Annotated in this window: 14 protein-coding genes and 5 pseudogenes; 5 read left to right on the forward strand and 14 right to left on the reverse strand. The window is 39.4% G+C overall.

Annotated elements, in window-relative coordinates; all coding sequences use genetic code 11:
- Positions 1 to 654: 654 nt before the first annotated feature.
- From B9L23_RS11325 to B9L23_RS11355, 5 genes are all read right to left on the reverse strand, one after another.
- Positions 655 to 1,263, reverse strand: coding sequence for an NAD(P)H oxidoreductase (locus tag B9L23_RS11325; RefSeq protein ID WP_062754618.1), 609 nt, complete (start codon positions 1,261 to 1,263; stop codon positions 655 to 657).
- A 630-nt stretch (positions 1,264 to 1,893) separates the two neighbouring features.
- Positions 1,894 to 3,375, reverse strand: coding sequence for a PH domain-containing protein (locus B9L23_RS11335; RefSeq protein WP_245842404.1), 1,482 nt, complete (start codon positions 3,373 to 3,375; stop codon positions 1,894 to 1,896).
- The gene (locus B9L23_RS11340; RefSeq protein WP_089097680.1) at positions 3,368 to 3,847 is read right to left on the reverse strand and encodes a PH domain-containing protein; all 480 of its coding nucleotides are present in this window, start codon (positions 3,845 to 3,847) and stop codon (positions 3,368 to 3,370) included. Before B9L23_RS11340 ends, B9L23_RS11335 begins: the two co-directional genes overlap by 8 nt.
- Before the next feature lie 246 nt (positions 3,848 to 4,093).
- The gene (locus B9L23_RS21540) at positions 4,094 to 4,234 is read right to left on the reverse strand and encodes a LacI family DNA-binding transcriptional regulator (protein WP_321164205.1); all 141 of its coding nucleotides are present in this window, start codon (positions 4,232 to 4,234) and stop codon (positions 4,094 to 4,096) included.
- Between the two features lie 263 nt (positions 4,235 to 4,497).
- Positions 4,498 to 6,669 carry a YhgE/Pip domain-containing protein gene (locus tag B9L23_RS11355; protein WP_062679142.1) on the reverse strand — a complete coding sequence of 724 codons (2,172 nt, stop codon included), beginning with the start codon at positions 6,667 to 6,669 and terminating at the stop codon, positions 4,498 to 4,500.
- 239 nt (positions 6,670 to 6,908) lie between these two features.
- Here B9L23_RS11355 and B9L23_RS11365 point away from each other — a divergent pair.
- Positions 6,909 to 8,078, forward strand: a pseudogene (locus tag B9L23_RS11365) (IS256 family transposase).
- Positions 8,079 to 8,449: 371 nt separating this feature from the next.
- Entirely contained in the window at positions 8,450 to 8,605 is a 156-nt protein-coding gene (locus B9L23_RS11370; RefSeq protein ID WP_073967972.1) for a YjcZ family sporulation protein, read from the forward strand.
- A gap of 113 nt (positions 8,606 to 8,718) precedes the next feature.
- Here B9L23_RS11370 and B9L23_RS11375 read toward each other — a convergent pair whose 3' ends face one another.
- Together B9L23_RS11375 and B9L23_RS11380 are read right to left on the reverse strand one after the other, a co-directional pair.
- Positions 8,719 to 9,213, reverse strand: coding sequence for a DUF4871 domain-containing protein (locus B9L23_RS11375; RefSeq protein ID WP_089097681.1), 495 nt, complete (start codon positions 9,211 to 9,213; stop codon positions 8,719 to 8,721).
- Positions 9,214 to 9,362: 149 nt separating this feature from the next.
- Positions 9,363 to 9,599 (reverse strand): annotated as a pseudogene (locus B9L23_RS11380) (general stress protein); the annotation flags it as partial.
- A gap of 550 nt (positions 9,600 to 10,149) precedes the next feature.
- Here B9L23_RS11380 and B9L23_RS11385 point away from each other — a divergent pair.
- Together B9L23_RS11385 and B9L23_RS11390 are read left to right on the forward strand one after the other, a co-directional pair.
- On the forward strand, positions 10,150 to 11,097 hold the full coding sequence (locus B9L23_RS11385; protein WP_245842405.1) for a BC_2427 family protein: 948 nt from the start codon (positions 10,150 to 10,152) through the stop codon (positions 11,095 to 11,097).
- Between the two features lie 160 nt (positions 11,098 to 11,257).
- Complete coding sequence (locus B9L23_RS11390; RefSeq protein ID WP_062754632.1) at positions 11,258 to 12,025, forward strand: CsxC family protein; 768 nt, start codon at positions 11,258 to 11,260, stop codon at positions 12,023 to 12,025.
- Between the two features lie 98 nt (positions 12,026 to 12,123).
- Here B9L23_RS11390 and B9L23_RS11395 read toward each other — a convergent pair.
- Both B9L23_RS11395 and B9L23_RS20465 read right to left on the reverse strand, forming a co-directional pair.
- Positions 12,124 to 12,222 (reverse strand): annotated as a pseudogene (locus B9L23_RS11395) (ferritin-like domain-containing protein); the annotation flags it as partial.
- Positions 12,216 to 12,383 (reverse strand): hypothetical protein, encoded by a 168-nt coding sequence (locus B9L23_RS20465; protein ID WP_158268583.1) that lies wholly within the window; start codon positions 12,381 to 12,383, stop codon positions 12,216 to 12,218. The gene B9L23_RS20465 and the pseudogene B9L23_RS11395, both read right to left, overlap by 7 nt.
- Before the next feature lie 251 nt (positions 12,384 to 12,634).
- Here B9L23_RS20465 and B9L23_RS11400 point away from each other — a divergent pair, with 251 nt between their 5' ends.
- Positions 12,635 to 13,126, forward strand: coding sequence for a QueT transporter family protein (locus tag B9L23_RS11400; protein ID WP_089097683.1), 492 nt, complete (start codon positions 12,635 to 12,637; stop codon positions 13,124 to 13,126).
- Positions 13,127 to 13,324: 198 nt separating this feature from the next.
- Here the strand turns inward: B9L23_RS11400 and B9L23_RS11405 are convergent, their stop codons facing one another.
- The 5 genes and pseudogenes from B9L23_RS11405 to B9L23_RS11425 form a co-directional block, all read right to left on the reverse strand.
- The gene (locus B9L23_RS11405; RefSeq protein WP_245842406.1) at positions 13,325 to 13,966 is read right to left on the reverse strand and encodes a DUF3307 domain-containing protein; all 642 of its coding nucleotides are present in this window, start codon (positions 13,964 to 13,966) and stop codon (positions 13,325 to 13,327) included.
- A 307-nt stretch (positions 13,967 to 14,273) separates the two neighbouring features.
- A complete protein-coding gene (locus tag B9L23_RS11410; protein WP_089097685.1) occupies positions 14,274 to 15,500 on the reverse strand; it encodes a DNA polymerase IV in 1,227 nt (408 codons plus the stop codon).
- A gap of 542 nt (positions 15,501 to 16,042) precedes the next feature.
- Positions 16,043 to 16,279, reverse strand: a pseudogene (locus B9L23_RS11415) (YybH family protein); the annotation flags it as partial.
- A gap of 29 nt (positions 16,280 to 16,308) precedes the next feature.
- A pseudogene (locus B9L23_RS21765) lies at positions 16,309 to 16,356 on the reverse strand (hypothetical protein); the annotation flags it as partial.
- A gap of 251 nt (positions 16,357 to 16,607) precedes the next feature.
- Positions 16,608 to 17,942 carry a hemolysin family protein gene (locus B9L23_RS11425; protein WP_062754642.1) on the reverse strand — a complete coding sequence of 445 codons (1,335 nt, stop codon included), beginning with the start codon at positions 17,940 to 17,942 and terminating at the stop codon, positions 16,608 to 16,610.
- Between the last annotated feature and the right edge of the window lie 4 nt (positions 17,943 to 17,946).

Here is a 17,946-nt window from a genome sequence, read left to right on the forward strand (position 1 = left end):
TTATTTTTAACAATTATTTAACATGAAAAGTATTGTTTATATAAAAACATAATTATATATTTACTTTCCAATATATTGATTCGGTAGGAATTTGTGAACAAACCGATCAGTGCATAATCACTTTCAGAGTTAAATGGCAGCTGAATTTACTCAAAGAACTTGATATGGAGGTGATAATAAATAGAACTTATTCAAACGATGGCAGAACATTTTAAGTTAATAGGCGATAAATCACGTCTTACCATTCTTGCCTTATTAAGAGAATTCAACAAGGATTTTAATAAAACCGGATGTTCTCTTGAAATCCCCGTTCCCTATTAACTGAGCTTTTACATTAGAATTGGCCATTTTTCCGTATTTGACTTTGTTAGGTTATATGATTATAAGTCAATATTTTGGACACGAAAAGTTAACATCATGAATTTATTTTGACTTAAAAATAGAGGCATTGCGAAAACCGCAATGCCTCTATTAATGAATTACTTGAAACTAACAGTTGCCATCAGTTCCATCGTCGTGATAAGCAACAAGCTTTTTACTTCCACCGCACTGTGGACATGCAAACTTTACAGAAAGCTCCCATACAATGAAGCCGACGATGATCTCCATCATAATAAGCGGGAAAACTTATAGCGGAATCACCATGTACCATAATTATTTTTCCGTTAGTGAATGGCTATATGTACTCCCTAGCTCATACGCTCGATTGAAAAGACTTTCGTAATGTTTGTTGAATTCCTCTTCGTTTTCGATATCTTCCGCTAACGTATTATACAAAAATGCCACTTCCGACTGAGGAATACCTGTATAACCGGCTAAACCAACATTCAAATAATGGGAAATCATCGTATCGAAATTTCTTTTTTTAAGACTTTCCTCTGTCTCTCCGACAAGCGGAATCCACAATACCTTTTTGTGTGGGAGACGCGCTCCTCCATAAGCAAAACCATAGTTCCATACCCGGTCTATATATCCTTTTACCATCGCTGGTAATGAATACCACCATAATGGGAAGATGAAGGCTAGTCCATCGTTTCTTTTCAATCTTTCCATTTCTGCATGAACACGTGGAGAATATGTTTTATTAGGATTGTCCCAATCAGGTTCATCTTGTTCGTATAACAGCGGATTAAATTCTTCACCGTACAAATCCGCAATTTCCGCTTCATGCCCAGCATCTTTTAAGCCTTGAATGAAACGTTCAGCAATCGCAAAAGTAAGGGATTCTCTTCTAGGATGTGAGACAACGGTTAACACTTTCATATAACCAACTCCTAAATAGACTTTTGATGAACTATCTTTAAATTACAATGATCTTTATTTATTATCAAACAATAAGCTCAAATCCATTTTAACTTCAGAGGGAAATATAAAGAAAGAGGAAATACGTGCAAGAATTAATTGACGATAGGATAACCACGTACTATAATCATAGTAAACATATATGATTTATAAAAATTAATTTAAGAGAGGTTGACGGAAAATGAGCGATATTTTAAAGGAAGTATTGGCCGCGAATGAGGAATATGCCGCTAATTTCGGGGACAAAGCGAATCTAGCGATGCCGCCGAAGCGTCGATTTGCGATTCTGACTTGAACAAAGTGTTATCGACGATGTTGAACGCATTCGTTCCCACCCTCTCGTTCCGGGCTACATTACGATCTACGGTTTTATTTACGACGTGAAAAGCGGTCGTCTGATTGAAGTACCTGAAGCCAGCCGCATTGGCCGTGCAACCATCTGATCAACCGTTCTTTTGCGATTCGCAATCGGTATTAAATGTTGGATCGTTCACCATAACGTCTTCAATAGTGATAAAAAAGCGAAATTTCCTGTTTGGTCAACGTTGTTAAACAGGAAATTTCGCTTGCTGTCCCATCTCAAGAGAAACTTTATTCCCCTTTTGTACGTTTAAACCACGTATAAATTGTTTGTAAATCTTCTTTATCAAGGTCTATCACTTCCCCTTGAGCACCGCCAATTCCCGACATGACCGTTGCCGAAATGGTTCCTAGACCTTTCCTTTGCTGAAACCAATTATAAGAAAATTCCATGGATTGAATCCGATTTTTTAACATATATACGGTTCTGACATTCAAAAAGCGACTTCTTAGCGCAAGCTGATAATTTGAAATCGACCAACCGGCAAACCGATAACTGAGATAGCCAAAATAAGAAGCCATTGGCAGTAATAGCAAAAGCAATAATCCCCACGGACGCAGCCAATAAGCTACTATGCAAACCGGTAAAAGCAAAAAGTATAAAGGACGGACCATGTAGCGGATGCGCGCCCGCTTTGGCGGTGCAATGAATTCATGATTTAAGCTATAATCCGGAAGACAAGATAGAATAACGGAAGCGATCCGCTCTTTTTCGATTAAAGGACAAAGGACAATACTCTCGGGATCGCCTTCATTGAAAGCTCCTCCTGCATGAATGATATAAACGGAAGCATACCCAAACCACCGTCGGATAATGTTTTCCTTTACCACAATGCCTTGCACCCGCTCTGTCGGGATCGCAATCTTTTTCCTTTCAAGGAGGCCTCTTGAGATAATGATGTTCTCCCCTGCTTTTTCCACCGTAAAAAATGCGTATCTCATCATATTTTGAATGATGGAGATAATATAGGCAGCAATAAAAATCAATATGATGGTCACCACGGTATAAAACATGCCATGCGCAATAAATTTTTGCGCATCTTTATATAACTTCTCATAAGGAATGATGTCGTCAAATTGTAAGACAAAAATGACGATGGCGGAAATAACGCCAAATGCTCCTCCGCTAGTCACGGCTACTTGGAAAATTTCCCAAAAACTCATCGAAAAGATAATGTTTTTCGTTTCTTGTTCCAACTCTTGATCATTTTGGGCAAAAGACGTTGTGCTTTCATCTTGCGGCAAAATGTTCTCGATTGCTCCTGTTTTTTCTTTTGATTTTTGAATCAAGCGTTGAAGTTGTTTCGCTTCTTCCCTTGTCACGGCTGTTAACACAGCCTCCGCTTCTCCCAGCTGATTGCCAGCTGTTTCTACATTTACTTTTACAACTCCAAACATTCTTTGCAGAAAGCCTTGTGATATGGAAATGCCTTGAATGCGTTCAAAAGGAATGTACCGTTTTTTTCTTACAAAAACGCCATATTCGATTCGCAATTCCCCTTCTTCCAAACGATAGGTAAAGCGAATCCAAGAAACAATTCCAATGACAATCGTATAAATGATAATGGCAAACGGCACGGCGATATCCCACATAGAGGAAATCGTTTTATTCCCGACAATAATGACGAGAATGATCGGTAAAATCGCGTCTTTCAGTTGTTTTACGATATTGGCTACAACGGAAATGGGGTGCAGTCGTTTTTTCTTAGACATCTTCATCCGCCACCCTCGCCAATCTGGAAATAGAATAACGCAGCTCCTCCGCTTCCTCCTCATCAAGTGCCGGAATTTCATGTACCGTTGCGGCAGTGGAAATGGTGACGGATGCCAGTCTGTATTTTTTTAATAATGGCCCTTGACTTGAATCAACATGCTGGACCCGAATCATTGGAATCAATGTACGTTTCACGACAAACAGTCCTTTTTGAATCTCGATTTCCTGTTCACGCACTTCATAACGCCATCTCCGCCAACGCAATGCGGGAATAAAGAAGATAAAAAAATAGCCTTCTCCAATCAATATAATAATCAGCATCGGAATAATCCATTTCGGCCCGTCAAAAACGATAATAAGGACAATGATAGCCGCAAAGACGATAAAAGAAACGGTCAATCCGATCATGCCGTATATCCGCCATACCGATAGCGCTCGTTCGGAGATTCTTTTTCTGGGCTCTCCATTCATGATTTCTCTATCCCCCTTAAACAAAGACAATCCATCGACGTAATGGTTATACGTATTTAGTATACAAGAAGTTTCCATCTTTAACTATCTGTTACTGTAGAATAACAAACTTTTGGAAAAGCAGGAAAATGAGCATGTTTCAAGAAAAATTATAGGATCGAAGCCATTGGAGAACGTGAATGATAAACCACTACGCTTATATTGTTCGTTCGCTGCGAAACCATCGCCCTTGCCAAGGCATTTGGTTTATACTGCAGCTCCTTCATCACTTTTAATACTTTTTTCACGTGTCTCTGGACTTGCAACCCCTTTTCCCGAAATGATGCGCGAAACCGTCGACTTCGAAACACCAGCCCTCAACGCGATGTCTTTAATGGTGTAGCCCACTAAAGTTAGCCTCTATACCGTTTGGTCCGGTTCGTTTTCAAAGCCTCATTCCAAGATGGATATTATACATGCATTCATTTGTCAAATCATTTGCAACTTCGTCATGAAAAAAGGCACGAATCAAATCCGTGCCTTCCGCCGTAACGAATCTATTTTTTTTAAAACAGCGTCCATATCCGCGCTGGCTGTTTCTGTTTCCCATCGATGGCGTCATCGGATATAAACAAAAAAGCCAGGCGGTCATTTTGCCTATGCCGCATGGTTTAATGAAACAATCCGCTTTTTTTCGCTTTCGCATGCAGCGAATGCATGTATTTGTTCAACGGTTCTTTCAGAAGCGTACCTAATAAGAGAGCCAGGACGGCAAACATCATGAGACGAACCGCATCGTTTTTCACTTTTCCCCACACAATGCCGCCGACTGCTTCGCGCATCAAATCAATCGCATACGTAAACGGCAAAAACGGGTTGATGTTTTGGAAAAATTCCGGAATAAGCTGAACCGGATACGTCCCCCCTGCTCCGGCGATTTGGAAAACGAGCAGGACGATGGCCAGCGCCTTGCCGACGTCGCTGAATACTGATACGAGCGTAAAGACAATGACAATAAACACAAAGCTGCATAACAGCCCAAAGAGGATGAACCAGCCGGAGTCATGAATATAAATATTCTTTAAAAGAAATACATCTCCTAACGTGACAATAAGCGCCTGAATACTGCTGCATGTCCAAAACGTCAGTAGCCGGCCAAAATAAATTTCTCTGCTGGTATACCCTTCTGCCTCATAAGGTTCGGTAGAAAGCAACGACACTAACAGCAGACAGCCCACCCATATGGACAAGACGGTATAAAACGGGTTCATCCCCGATCCATAGTTCGGAAGCGGAAACAATCTATGCGTCTTTAAGTCGACGGGATGGGCCAAAAATTCACCTTTTGCTCTTGGATCATTTTTTAATAAACGAATGATGTCGTAGATGTTTGTCTCTTTTTTCAATTTTACAAGAAAGGAAGCGATATCGTTGACTTTCCGCGCAAGAAACGGATACTGATCGCTTGCCGTCTGCAACATTTCTTCCCCCTGCTTGAGACCGCTGCCGGCGTGCTGAAGAAACCGCTCTAATTCCAGAATGGTGTTGGCGATGTCCGCGAGTATGCGGCGGGCGTCTTGAAGCGTCTGCTTCGTTTCGTTCATTTTTTCTTTCATGAGTGGTGCGATATGTTGCTCGTATTCATTCATCACCCGATCGACTTGCTTTACCGCAGCTGCCGCCCGCTCATTTAGGTCGGTGAGAAGATGGTTGCCTAGCTGCGCCCCGTTTTCACTTTGCTCGTACGCTAACTTGGCAAGGCGTTGTGCTTCTCTTAAATTGGATTTTATGCCTGTCAGACGGCCGGACAATTGTTCCATATTGGCGGAAGCCGTGCGAGAGAAAGCTCGCTTTTCGATCATGTTATTGAATATGCGAAGCTGTGTTTGCGCTTCATCTGCCATTTGTTCCCCAGCTGCGGCCATGCTCTGGACGTCGGAAAGCCATTGCCGCTGCTGGGCAAGGGAAAGGTTTTCTTGCAGCTTGTTAGTTACGGCATAGATGGACATGGCGATTTGCTGCAGCGTACGCAAATTTTCCGTGATTTGCGGCGTCAATGTCTTTGCTTTTGCTTCCGCTTTCGTGAAAAACTGATTCATTTCATCAAGAAACGCAATGCCGCTGTTGACGATCCGTTTCGCTTCGGGAAGCGTTTTTTCCGCTTTATTGACGAGCCGTTCCGCCTCTTTCGCGTCGGACATCGATTGGTTTAACAGCCGCTTGATTTCCGGCAGCTTCGTCTGCAGCTGAAAAATCAGGGTCTCAAAATGGCGAATATCTGGCAGCTGTTGTTCTAATGCCACCCCCGCTTCATGAAAGATAGAAAACAAAACGCTGTTGACAACAGCGACAAATTGATCGCTTACTTGCTCGGTGATGGTGCTTGCTCCTTTGGATGTGATTCTCGGCGCAATCGCGTTCTTTTTGTCATTTTCATAGTAATGAATGACGGCCTGCTCCGGCCTATCTTGCACAATGGTAGCCAATTTTTCTGAAAAATCGCTTGGAATGACGATCGTCGCAAAATAATCGCCATAGCGGACGTTTTTCATTCCTTCTTGTTTGCCAACAAATTTCCAGCCTAAGTCATGATTGTTTCGTAGCGCCCTAACAATTTCTTTTCCGGCGTTAAACGCATGTCCTTGAATTTTTGCCCCTTTGTCTTCATTGACAATTCCTACTTTAATGTTTCTCGTGTTGGCATACGGATCAATAGAAGCTTCGATATTCACCCACGCATAAAGCGATGGCAGAAGAAGCAATCCGCCTACCAATACCGCCGCTACCCAGTTTGTTGCTATTTGCTTCATATCGTGAACATAAAGATTCCATATCTTTTTCACGAACCTCAACTTCCCTTTAGTGTGATTAAACTGCTTTTGTTAGTATAAACCAATGAAAAAAAAACTAAACATAAGCGGCGGATTGGAAACGAGCACAGTATGTTTACAAAAAACTGCTGGCTAACCAGCAGATGATGTATAAAATTTTGTGTAAAGCATTTTGCTAGACCAAAAGAAAAAAGGTAGGGTATTCTCTGATTTGGACCACAACACATTCCAGAGAAAGGAGAACCCTACCTATGTCTAAAAGAAGTATACCGAATGTCGACTGGGCAAATCAACTGGAAAGTGTCATTCGTCAGTTTGTAAAGGAAAAATTAGAACTGATCATGCGGGAAGAAATCAAGAATTTCCTCGAAATAGAACAGGCCGGAACATCAAATATGAGAAACGGCTACTATCAACGAAATCTAGATACGCAATATGGCCGGATTGAAGGTCTTTTGGTCCCTAGAGACCGAAACGGAGAATTTCAAACCCAATTGTTCGCTCCTTACCAACGCCACACCGGCTGGCTGGAGGAAGCCATCATCAGGATGTATCAAAGTGGCATGAATACGCGTGAAATTGGCAAGTTTATTGAACGAATTTTAGGCAATGCCTATTCTCCCGCAACAATCAGTCGTATTACCGATGTCGTGAAGGAAGACATCGAGAAATAGCACACTCGCCCTCTACACAAGCGTTATTCGGTCTTATATTTGGATGGCTTATACGCAAAACTTCGTTGCGAAACCGTGGAGAAAGAAGTCATTTATGTGGTGTTAGGGGTGAACGAAGAAGGATATCGCGAAATTCTTGATTTCTTTGTGGGAGGACAAGAAAGTGCCTATGTATGGCAGGAAATTCTTCAAAACCTCTACCAAAGAGGCGTCAAGGAAGTGCTTCTGGGCGTATTCGATGGACTACCGGGTCTAGAGGAAGCCTTTAAGGCGGTGTATCCGAAAGCCGATGTACAGCGTTGTGTCGTTCACAAAGTCCGTAACACGCTCAGTCGTGTTCGGAAAAAAGACCAATTCGAAATGGCGGAGGATCTGAAACTCATTTATCGTTCTCCGAATAAAGAAATCGCATTGGAGATGTTTCAACAGTTTCAATCCAAATGGTCTCGCGAGTACCCAAGGGAAGTCCAATCTTGGGCCAATGAGTTGGATGTCCTCCTTACATTTATGGATGATCCAAGCAGTATTCGAAGTGTGATTTACACGACCAATGCCATCGAACGAACGATCAAGGAGATTCGGAAACGCCTAAAACCGATGAACAGTTTGAATAGTTTAGAAGCCGCTGAAAAAATCGTGTATTTGACCATTCAAGATTTTAATGAGAAATGGGCAGGGCGAAAGTTGCGAGGATTTGCCGAAGCGCATGAAGCCCTCGAGCGAATGTTTGAAGAACGTTATCATTAACCAAATATTGTAAATAAACAAAATAAGGGGATTCTCCCTTTCCACACAAGAGACTGAATATTCAGTCTCTTGTGTGGAGGAAATATCCCCCCTCTATTCTAAATCCATTTCAGAGATACCCTATCTATCTTACATTACACAAAATTCTTGACGATACCTGAAAGCTGGGAGGTAAGCGGAAGAAGTAGATAATGACGAGGCTTGGCATGTTGGATGGAATAATGAAGAATAATCTTCTTGTTCAACTAACGGAGCAGTATAATTCAACAACTAAATAATCAGCATTCACAGAAAATTATATTAAAGCCCAATCAAATTGACAAAAAGCCCCGTATTATAAACTGAGGGCAAATAAATGGAGGTGTAATTCAATGAGTGATGGAAGATATGCAGGTGCTGGATTTGCATTTTTCGTCGTTCTGTTCATCTTATTAATCATTGTTGGCTGTAGTTGTATGACCGGGGGCTTTGGTGGCTACGGGAGAGGATGTGGCTTTGGTGGTTATGGATTAGGATTTGGATTCTAGTACTACCCCCTTCTTATAAGGATTTGAGAATTGCTAAAGTGCTTACTTCCCATTTGGCTGAAAAGATGCACAAAAAATAGCATTAAAAACGGCACCCATTTTGGATGCCGTTTTTATTTCTCATAAACTTTTACAAAAATACTTCCAAATAACTTGTTTCCAATATAAGCATCTAACTTCCACATTCCACTCTTTGGCAGTGACATATTTGATGGAACGTGATGATCTGCTCCGTTATTAGGACCACCCAAACTAAGACCTTCTAATACAGTTATTGGTTCCCCGCCGGTTTCATGAGTGGCAATAACTTTCAGTCCCCCATTAAACTCTTTTTCATTTCCCCAAAAATGCCACATATATTTCTGTACCTTATTTGGATAAAACCTTGTAACTTCCGAATCATCATAAATAAACCCTAATCGTCCTTCTTCCCCAATCATAGTATAACCATTTGACTCAAACAAAGGACTTTCTTTCCAATCTTGTGTTTTCACATTTGGTAAATTTTCAGATGTAACTTCTTCTTTCTTGTTAGCAGCATCACTACATCCAACAGTAGTTAAAGAAATAATAATTGCAATAGTTAAAATAAAAAATTTCTTGAACATAAAATACTTACACCTCCCTAACATTAGACGATTTTAAACGGAATTAGTTTCATAATATTCTGATATTTATAGCACGGAATCACTTCCTCGATATTTCTATACCCCATAAATAAAAACGCTTTGCCAATAAATTTATATAAAACATGATTCGGTGTTATCGATGATTTCCCCTCCTTCAATCGTTTCCATTTCATATACCAATATACGCTTCCTTGCGCCAAAATTATTTCGAGTAGAAGAAAAGAGGCCCAAAATGAATAAAGGGAATACAATCGTAAATAAGTAAAAATTTTATTCATCGCAAAACTAATAAAGAAAAACAATATAACGGATGATAGTTCTCCTGTATACAGATAAGAGAATCTCTTTACTAATTTTTGTTTCAACTCGATCACCTTACTATGTTGAGAAGGAGTTTTTGTTTCACAGATTTCTTCATAAAGAACTTTTCATCGCGCACGAACCCTTTTCGCATTGACACATATCTATTGAATAATCTAAACGTTTTAGCGAGATAGATCATGAATAAACTGAATATTATTAATATTTTTTGCAAATATTTAATCCTTGAATCAGTATGACCATGCTTCCTATACGCTTCCCATCATCCGTTTTCTCCTTTGGAATGATAAAGCTCTCTACTGCTTTATAAATGGTCTAAATCCATAATGATATCGTTAGAACTTTGAAACGATCCATTTGACATTCTTGCTTTGCAAGTGGAATAAAACGATGACGGCAATAATTGCCACAATGATAATCGTAAGGATGGTTGTCTGTAGTACGAGATGTTGCAAATCGGGTGACACGTGATTGCCGAAAGAAGGCAAGATTTTGATCGTTTCTCTTTTTTGAATTTTCGGGAATTGTACAGGGACAAAAGCAGAAATAAAGCATAAATAATACAGTGACGACTAGTTTTGGGAGTGAAAAATAATGAAAAGGATGAACCATGAGAGAATGAAGCGAATACATGCTAAATTTAAGCGTGATTTTCAAACTTGTCATGTCGATAAAACGAATGATAAGCCTCAAATTGATTCTGCTTTTGAACCTGTGCATACTTCTGAATCCGGCTTTGTGGATAAAATGAATCATATACCTGCTAGAGAGAAGTTCGATGAAACCAATCGTACTGATGATATGAATCAATACGGAACAATACGTTCTATGACTATAAAAAGCCCATTCTCTACTTTTGTAGAAATTGACGATTTTCTTCACCCTCCTATCTTTGGAGGTAAAGCACAACATACAGCTGAATTTCTTGACCTAAACAATAGACAAACTCCTCAATTAGACACGAAACTATTTCATACGACGACTTATTATCTTGAACAGCCTTATTGTCATTTGATCTGCTCTAAAATTCATGAAATTATATTCTTCACTGACACTGTTCACACCTATAGCGCGAAGAACAAAAAAAACCTTTATAAATCGGTTGTGTTTCCCGTCCATGAGAAAAAAACAAATAATCAATCTTGTACTCATCATGATTTCATACAAATTAGAGTTCCGGTTGTAGTCGGGGAATACGAAATTGAAATATGTTTAGAAGAAGATGTGATGTTTGAAGAAGAGATTATGAAAGTAAACGAAATCTCTAAAGAAGTCGTACTGACAAATTGCAAATTCGTACCTACCCAATTTTCTTCATCATTCGGTAATGGAACATGTGCAGCATTAAAAGGAAATTTATTGATAGAAGGATATATACACCAAAATATTGAGTATACTGCAGTTTACAATAGAAATGCGGGTGCCATACAAAAAGAGCCAGCAGCTTCACGCCGATTACGCCAAAAAATCGTGTTGGATTTAATCATTCATTTACTACAAGTACAACAAGTTCGAGTCAGTTATGATGGTAAAGGCATCTAGAAAATCATCGAACGCATTGACCATTCGTGAAAATCCCTTCCTTTGATTAAAAATGAGCAAAATGATCATTGTATAAACCTATACTTTAAAATGAATGCTGAATATTGTATTAACGTAGAGCTTAAGAAAAGCTCAAAAAATAGTAAGGAGTGGATTTTTGATGAGCAACTCGCAATTTTGCAATAAAAATAAACAACCGATTTCCCCAGCTTGTCCAGTAGAAGCAAATACACAATCCCATTTTTCCGATGAAGCTACCCCGGTAGTCACTACACCAGGTCTTACGCCAATTCTTAAAGTTCCAGTTGTACTAGCGGAAAGAACCATTCAAGTTGTTTTAGAGGCAGATATTCCGCTTGATCCGGCTGCAACTGAAATTAAGAGAGTGACAAAGAATGTATTTTTAGAACAAGTGAAATTGGTGCCTGTTAGATTTGCGCGTATTGACGACACGGACTTCTTTAGAGTTACAAGAGCCAAATTATTTGTGTCAGGTTTCATTCGCAAAGATATTGAATATGCTTCCAATGCATGTAATGGAGCACTCCTAGATAGAATTGCCGATCTTCCGTTTTCTGGTTTTGCAGAACTTCTAGAAGGCGATTTCCTCACTTTCCCAATTATCGGTATTTCAGAAAACAGCAAAGCTTTATTCCTTAACGAGAAAAACGACTTAACTCCTCGCTTAGATAAATATTTCTTCCAAAATCTCGTCAAATATAATGAACAACCATACGGCGAGTTAATAGGCGCGAATTTCTACGAACTTGATTTTTCGCCAACTCATGTAAGCCCTGAGGGAGAGTTTAGCTCATTGCGCGAAAAAATCGTCATGGATCTTACTGTAAAAGTATTACAAGTCCAACAAATGCAAGTTGCGGCTACAGGAATAACTCCTGCTTTCCCTGAAGGTACTGTTGGTTACTAAAAAGTCTTTCATTCGGTCTGCCCATTTTTTAAAATAACGTCAGGGCTAAAAAGATGGTTAAATACATCTTTTTTCATATAATAAAAGAGCTGAATTCGTTACAGTTCAGCTCTTTTATTCTTTATAAAATAGTATAGGAACCAGACTGCATGATTTTGTCCATCTGCTGCTACACGGCGGAAAATTTCTTTTATATAAAGTACATGTTAACGTTAATGAGAAACAATAATATAGCTAGCTGGGCGAGCAGTTTTCCTAATAAAATGACGGTGGAATCATACGAATGAGCGCCCCATATATACAGTACAGAACCAATGATGAATAACACATTAATGATTATCCAAACATAATACGGCATACGAACCTCCAACGATTTCAGGATAAATAGGAAATAACAAACAACAAGTCGTCTCCCTATACATTTTGTCACACTTTTCTTTTATAATAAAATGATTAAAATGGTATTATCCTTATTTATCACGAAAAATAAAACAATCATTGCATTTCCTTCTTTTCTTGCTAAAATAATAAATGTTGCTTTTCTTGCCACACCATGTATACCGATGGTGCTTTTTTGTATATACCTTAACGATGTAAGGGGAGAAGCATATGAACATTAGAACGATCGTCGTCAACGGCATTTTAGCAGCTGTGTACATCGCGGTAACGATGCTGATTCAGCCGTTTGGATTTACTAATGTGCAGTTTCGCATGTCGGAAATGCTGAATCATCTCATCGTGTTTAATAAAAAGTATTTCTTTGGCATTGTGTTAGGCGTCTTTTTTGCCAATCTGTTTTTTTCGCCGATGGTGGCGTACGATCTCATTTTCGGGGTCGGGCAGTCGGTTATCGCCCTTCTGATCACGATTTTTTCGATGCGGTATGTGAAAAATGTATGGGCGCGGATGGCCGTCAATACGCTGGTATTTACGTTTACGATGTTTTTGATTGCGTGGGAGTTAAAGCTGGCGTTTGACCTGCCATTCCTTTTCACGTGGCTGACGACCGCCACAGGCGAATTTGTCGTCATGGCGGTTGGCGCGCCGATTATGTATGCGGTAAATCTGCGTGTACGTTTGGATAAATTAATGGAAGCATAAAGCGGCAAGGGTTTACCTGCCGCTTTTTCTTACGTTAGACGAATTTAGGCCGCTAGTTTCTCTATATTACGATCACTGCTATCACAATCGGTATGGTTCCTTCCCTATTTCAACATCCCCTTCATTTTCGCAAATAATCAAGAATGATGAAATATATTGGATGTGATAAATGATAGTTTCATAACCGCAAGAATGGATTCACCAAATCTTTGAAGCAACTATTCCTAGCAAAATACCGATAATGGCGCTTGACAAGGTACCGATAAGATAATACTCGGCAAACTGTTTATGTTCGAATTGCTTGAAACGGGTTAATGTTTTTAACGCCGCCAAAAACGCCAGTCCTTGCGGCATATCCATCATCATAAAAATAATGATCAGCGTTCGTTCTAACATGCCAATGATTTGACCGATTTTTGCAGGAGAATCATGAAAAAATTGTTCCGTTTTTATGGTGGTAATTTCGACTTCCTGTTTTCCGTTATTCTCGTGTTTTGTCTTTACTTCAATTTTTTCATCGGATACACGATAAATGCCTTCCTGAAGTTCATAATTTGGCACCATATTTTGTAATAGAATTTGAAGAAAATGGCCGGAGCCATAAGTGGCTAAGATGAAAACACAAATCGTGGCGGCGATTTTTTCATCCATGGCCCATCCTTCGCCGTTTTCTAATAACCGTGCTGGAATAGCCATATCATGAAAAACGATCCAAATGGTTAAAAAATGAAGTATTTGGTCAATAAGAAATAAAAATGCTTGGCTTCCTGTTCCTTTCAACCTATCGTTCCATTTGATTTTGCCGTAGTCAATGAGATAATGACAAATAGAAATAAGCAAAATGACTTGTCCAAGCAATAGAAAAATAGAGAGATGAAATGAATAGTTGATATTCGTTCAAGATACTTAGTAAACGTCCCTTTTCCATCTGTCTGGACTTTTTGACATCCGCAGCAAAACAGATAGCTGGTGTTGGTTTCATAACATCCCTCTTTTTATTGATGTATATATATCAATATTACCATTGTTGTTGAAAAAACATCAACATATCTTTCTGAAACGAGTTCTCTATAATTAGCGATACATAAACTTTTTCGTCTTTGAAACAAGGCAAGAACAAGGATGACTAACGCTATCACTTCTATCGTTATAACGATTTTCCATTATCACCGCTTTTGTCTCTGAAAAGTTCAGATCCTCTTTGAATAATACTATTACCGAATTTTTGTTGCAGCCGCTCAATCGTATTCCATAACGATTCTTTTTTGGCCTCTTCTTCAAAGTGAAATAAGTCTAATTGTTTCACCGCCTCTTTTTTATCAAATACGTCTACGGCGGTAATTCCTAACAGTCTTACCGGATTGCCATTCCAATGGCGTTTTAATAAGTAGACGGCGCGCTGAAAAATTTCTTCCGCCTCCTGGAACGGATTTTCCCATGTTTTACTGCGGGTGATCGTTTGAAAATTGCTGTAGCGGATCATAATTTGAACCGTGGAAGAGACGACGCCTTTTTGTTTCATGCGATTGCTGACGGATTGCGCCAAATCGCGCAGCACTTCAAGAAGAATCCGTTCTTCTGTCACATTGCGGGGAAGCGTTGTGGAGCTTCCGATGGATTTCCACTTTTCTCCCGATTCTGGATCAACAGGACGGGGATCAATCCCATTAGCCCACTCTTTTAATCGAACCCCGGTGATGCCAAGTAAATTTTGCAATGTCACTTTTTCCGCCTTCGCCAATTCGCCAATCGTAAAAATGCCGATATTATTTAATTTTTTTGCCGTTTTGTCACCGATGCCGTGCATCTCCTGAACAGGGAGAGGCCAAAGTACTTTCGGCACATCGCGTTTGCGCAGCACCGTGATGCCTAATGGTTTTTTCATGTTGCTTGCCATTTTGGCTAAAAACTTATTCGGTGCAATGCCAATGCTTACAGGAATATGTAGCGTCTGTAACAACTCTTTTTGAATTTGCTCCGCGATATCCAATGGTGAACCAAGCGAATAACAATCGGTGATATCCAAGTATCCTTCGTCTATCGAAGCGCGCTCCAAAACGGGTGTAAACGTTGCTAAAAATTGAAATACTTTCTCACTTATCTTGCGGTATAAATGAAAATCGGGTTTTAGAACAACAAGTTGCGGGCACCTTTTCTTCGCTTCCCATAATGGCATTGTCGTATAAATACCAAAACGCTGTTTCGCGATATAGTTCGCCGCTAACACAACTCCTTTTCGTTCTTTCGGATCTCCCGCTACAACAACCGCTTTTCCTTTTAATGAGGAGTCTCGAGCGATTTCGCAGCTGGCGAAAAACGAATTACAGTCGACATGGAAAATTACGCGACTTCGCTTTTGGTACGTTGCCTCCATGTTATTTTTCCCCTTTTTTAAACTGCTCCCACTTTCACTTTGTTTAGATAATCCCTTCTAACGAAGAGAAGTTGACCAAGCTCTATGTACCGTTTCAGCACTGAATGCGAGTTCCTTGTACGTTGGACTCAACATGCTGGCATATGCGAAAGCTTAGCTTTTCGATCAGCGTGAATGTATGATGGTGGAAAGTTTTACGTAACAGCCCCTTTCCTCCGGCTCTTTCATTTTCACAGAGCAATCTGTATAAGATAATCTAATCATAGCACATATGTTCGTTATTTTCTACGATATAGCAATTCCTCTTCCCACTTCTATCGGTTTACACCCCGTCCCAATTAGAAGTGGGAGTTATCTCGTATAAAAAATCATTTCTTCCATTCATTTACTTTGTTGATTATTTTCTTTTTTTGTTTTGATTGATTATTTAGAACATAGTTTAAATAAATTAATTTTATCCTATAAAACAGCCTCTTACAATTTAAACATGAATGATAAGAGGCTTCCTTTGCCGCTCTAAATTCTGTTAAACCGCTATAATATTAAAGACTGCTTAAATGCTCATGAATTAATTTCCATTCTCCTTTTTCGTTCTTAATGAACACATTAGTGGCTCTACCACTACCCGTAACAAATTTTCCGTTGTGATAACCTTCATAATGATATGTATAAGTACAAGTTGCAGAATTTTGGTCAACGGTTATCCAATGTACATTGTTTGCAGTATAAACTTCTTCTTTAATGATATCCCAAGCATTTTCAAAATAATTTTGGATTTCTTGTTATAACCAGCTTTAATCGCCACCTCTGTCGCGTTCCTTGTCTTGATGTAATAATCCGCAAACGCCTTTTGCATTTAATGATTAAGCTAATCCCTATTATTCCTCTATCTAACAGCTCATAGGGAACTAAAAAACATTAATTCCGATCCCTAACAAAATGCTTCCCACTATAATTGCTATCGCTTTTTCAAGCATTTTTTCTCTCCTCAGTTGTACTTTCTTTCTTGTCTATATGTATGTCCTACATATAAAGAACTTGTCTTTTTCGCAAAAAATAAACGGCAGCCATTTATTGCTGCCGTCTTTCGTTATTTTATTTTAGCTGCTATTCTATTGCCGCTTCTTGTACAATAAGAGAAGGAGCCTTCACGCGTTTTGTGATTTCAACTAATTGGACGTGATGCCCTTCCATTTTTAATACCTTAAATTCATAATCGCCGTAGGAAATAATGCCGCCTTGTTGAATATCAAATTTTTCTGTTAAAATCCAACCACCAATCGTATCAACATCCGTATCATCGATATCCGTTCCAAGTAAGTCATTTACATCTTCAATCAATACTTTTCCATCAACAATGGTGGTGTGTTCGTTCACTTTGCGAATCATCGGAACTTCGTCAATATCAAACTCATCTTGAATCTCACCGACAATTTCCTCTAATATATCCTCAACCGTCACAAGCCCTGCTGTTCCGCCGTATTCATCAACTAAGATCGCCATATGAACTCGTTCACGCTGCATTTTTACGAGCAAGTCATGAATAGGGATGGATTCGATTACTTGTATGATTGGGCGGATATAATCACCTAACTTCTTTTCAGTGGCCTTTGGATTTTGAATACAATCCGTTAATATTTCTTTTATGTTGACCATCCCAACGATATGGTCTTTATCTCCGTCTATAACAGGATAGCGCGTATATTTTTCTTGCTTTATCGTTTCAAAATATTCCGCAATGGAACGGTTTTTATCCAGTGCGACAATTTCTGTACGCGGTACCATGATTTCTTTGGCAATCCGATCGTCAAACTCAAAAATATTGTTTACGTATTTATATTCCGACTGATTAATTTCTCCACTTTTATAACTTTCAGATAAAATCAAGCGCAATTCTTCCTCTGAATGGGCCACTTCATGTTCGGATGCTGGTTTTAACCCAAATAATCCGGTAATGACGCGAGCAGAGCCGTTTAATGCCCAAATAAACGGATACATTATTTTGTAGAAAAAGATTAAAGGTCTTGAACATAACAGCGTAATGGTTTCTGCTTTTTGAATTGCCAATGTTTTCGGAGCCAGCTCTCCAACGACCACATGCAAAAAGGTAATCGTTGCAAATGCAATCGCAAAAGAAAGGAAAGACGCTACGGACTCACTTAAATTCATTCGTTCAAATACAGGGTGAAGCAAATGCTCCACCGTTGGTTCACCAAGCCAACCAAGCCCCAATGCGGTAATAGTAATACCAAGCTGGCAAGCCGATAAATATTCATCTAAATTGCTAATGACTCGTTTTGCAGCCCTAGCGTTTCGATTTCCTTCAGCTATCAGTTGATCAATACGTGTACTGCGTACTTTAACAATGGCAAATTCGGATGCAACAAAGAATGCCGTTAAAGCAATTAAAACACCAACCATCAGTAAATTAACTATCTCCAATTAA

Origin of the sequence: Parageobacillus galactosidasius (assembly GCF_002217735.1) — a bacterium.
GTDB classification, from domain to species: Bacteria; Bacillota; Bacilli; order Bacillales; family Anoxybacillaceae; genus Parageobacillus_B; species Parageobacillus_B toebii.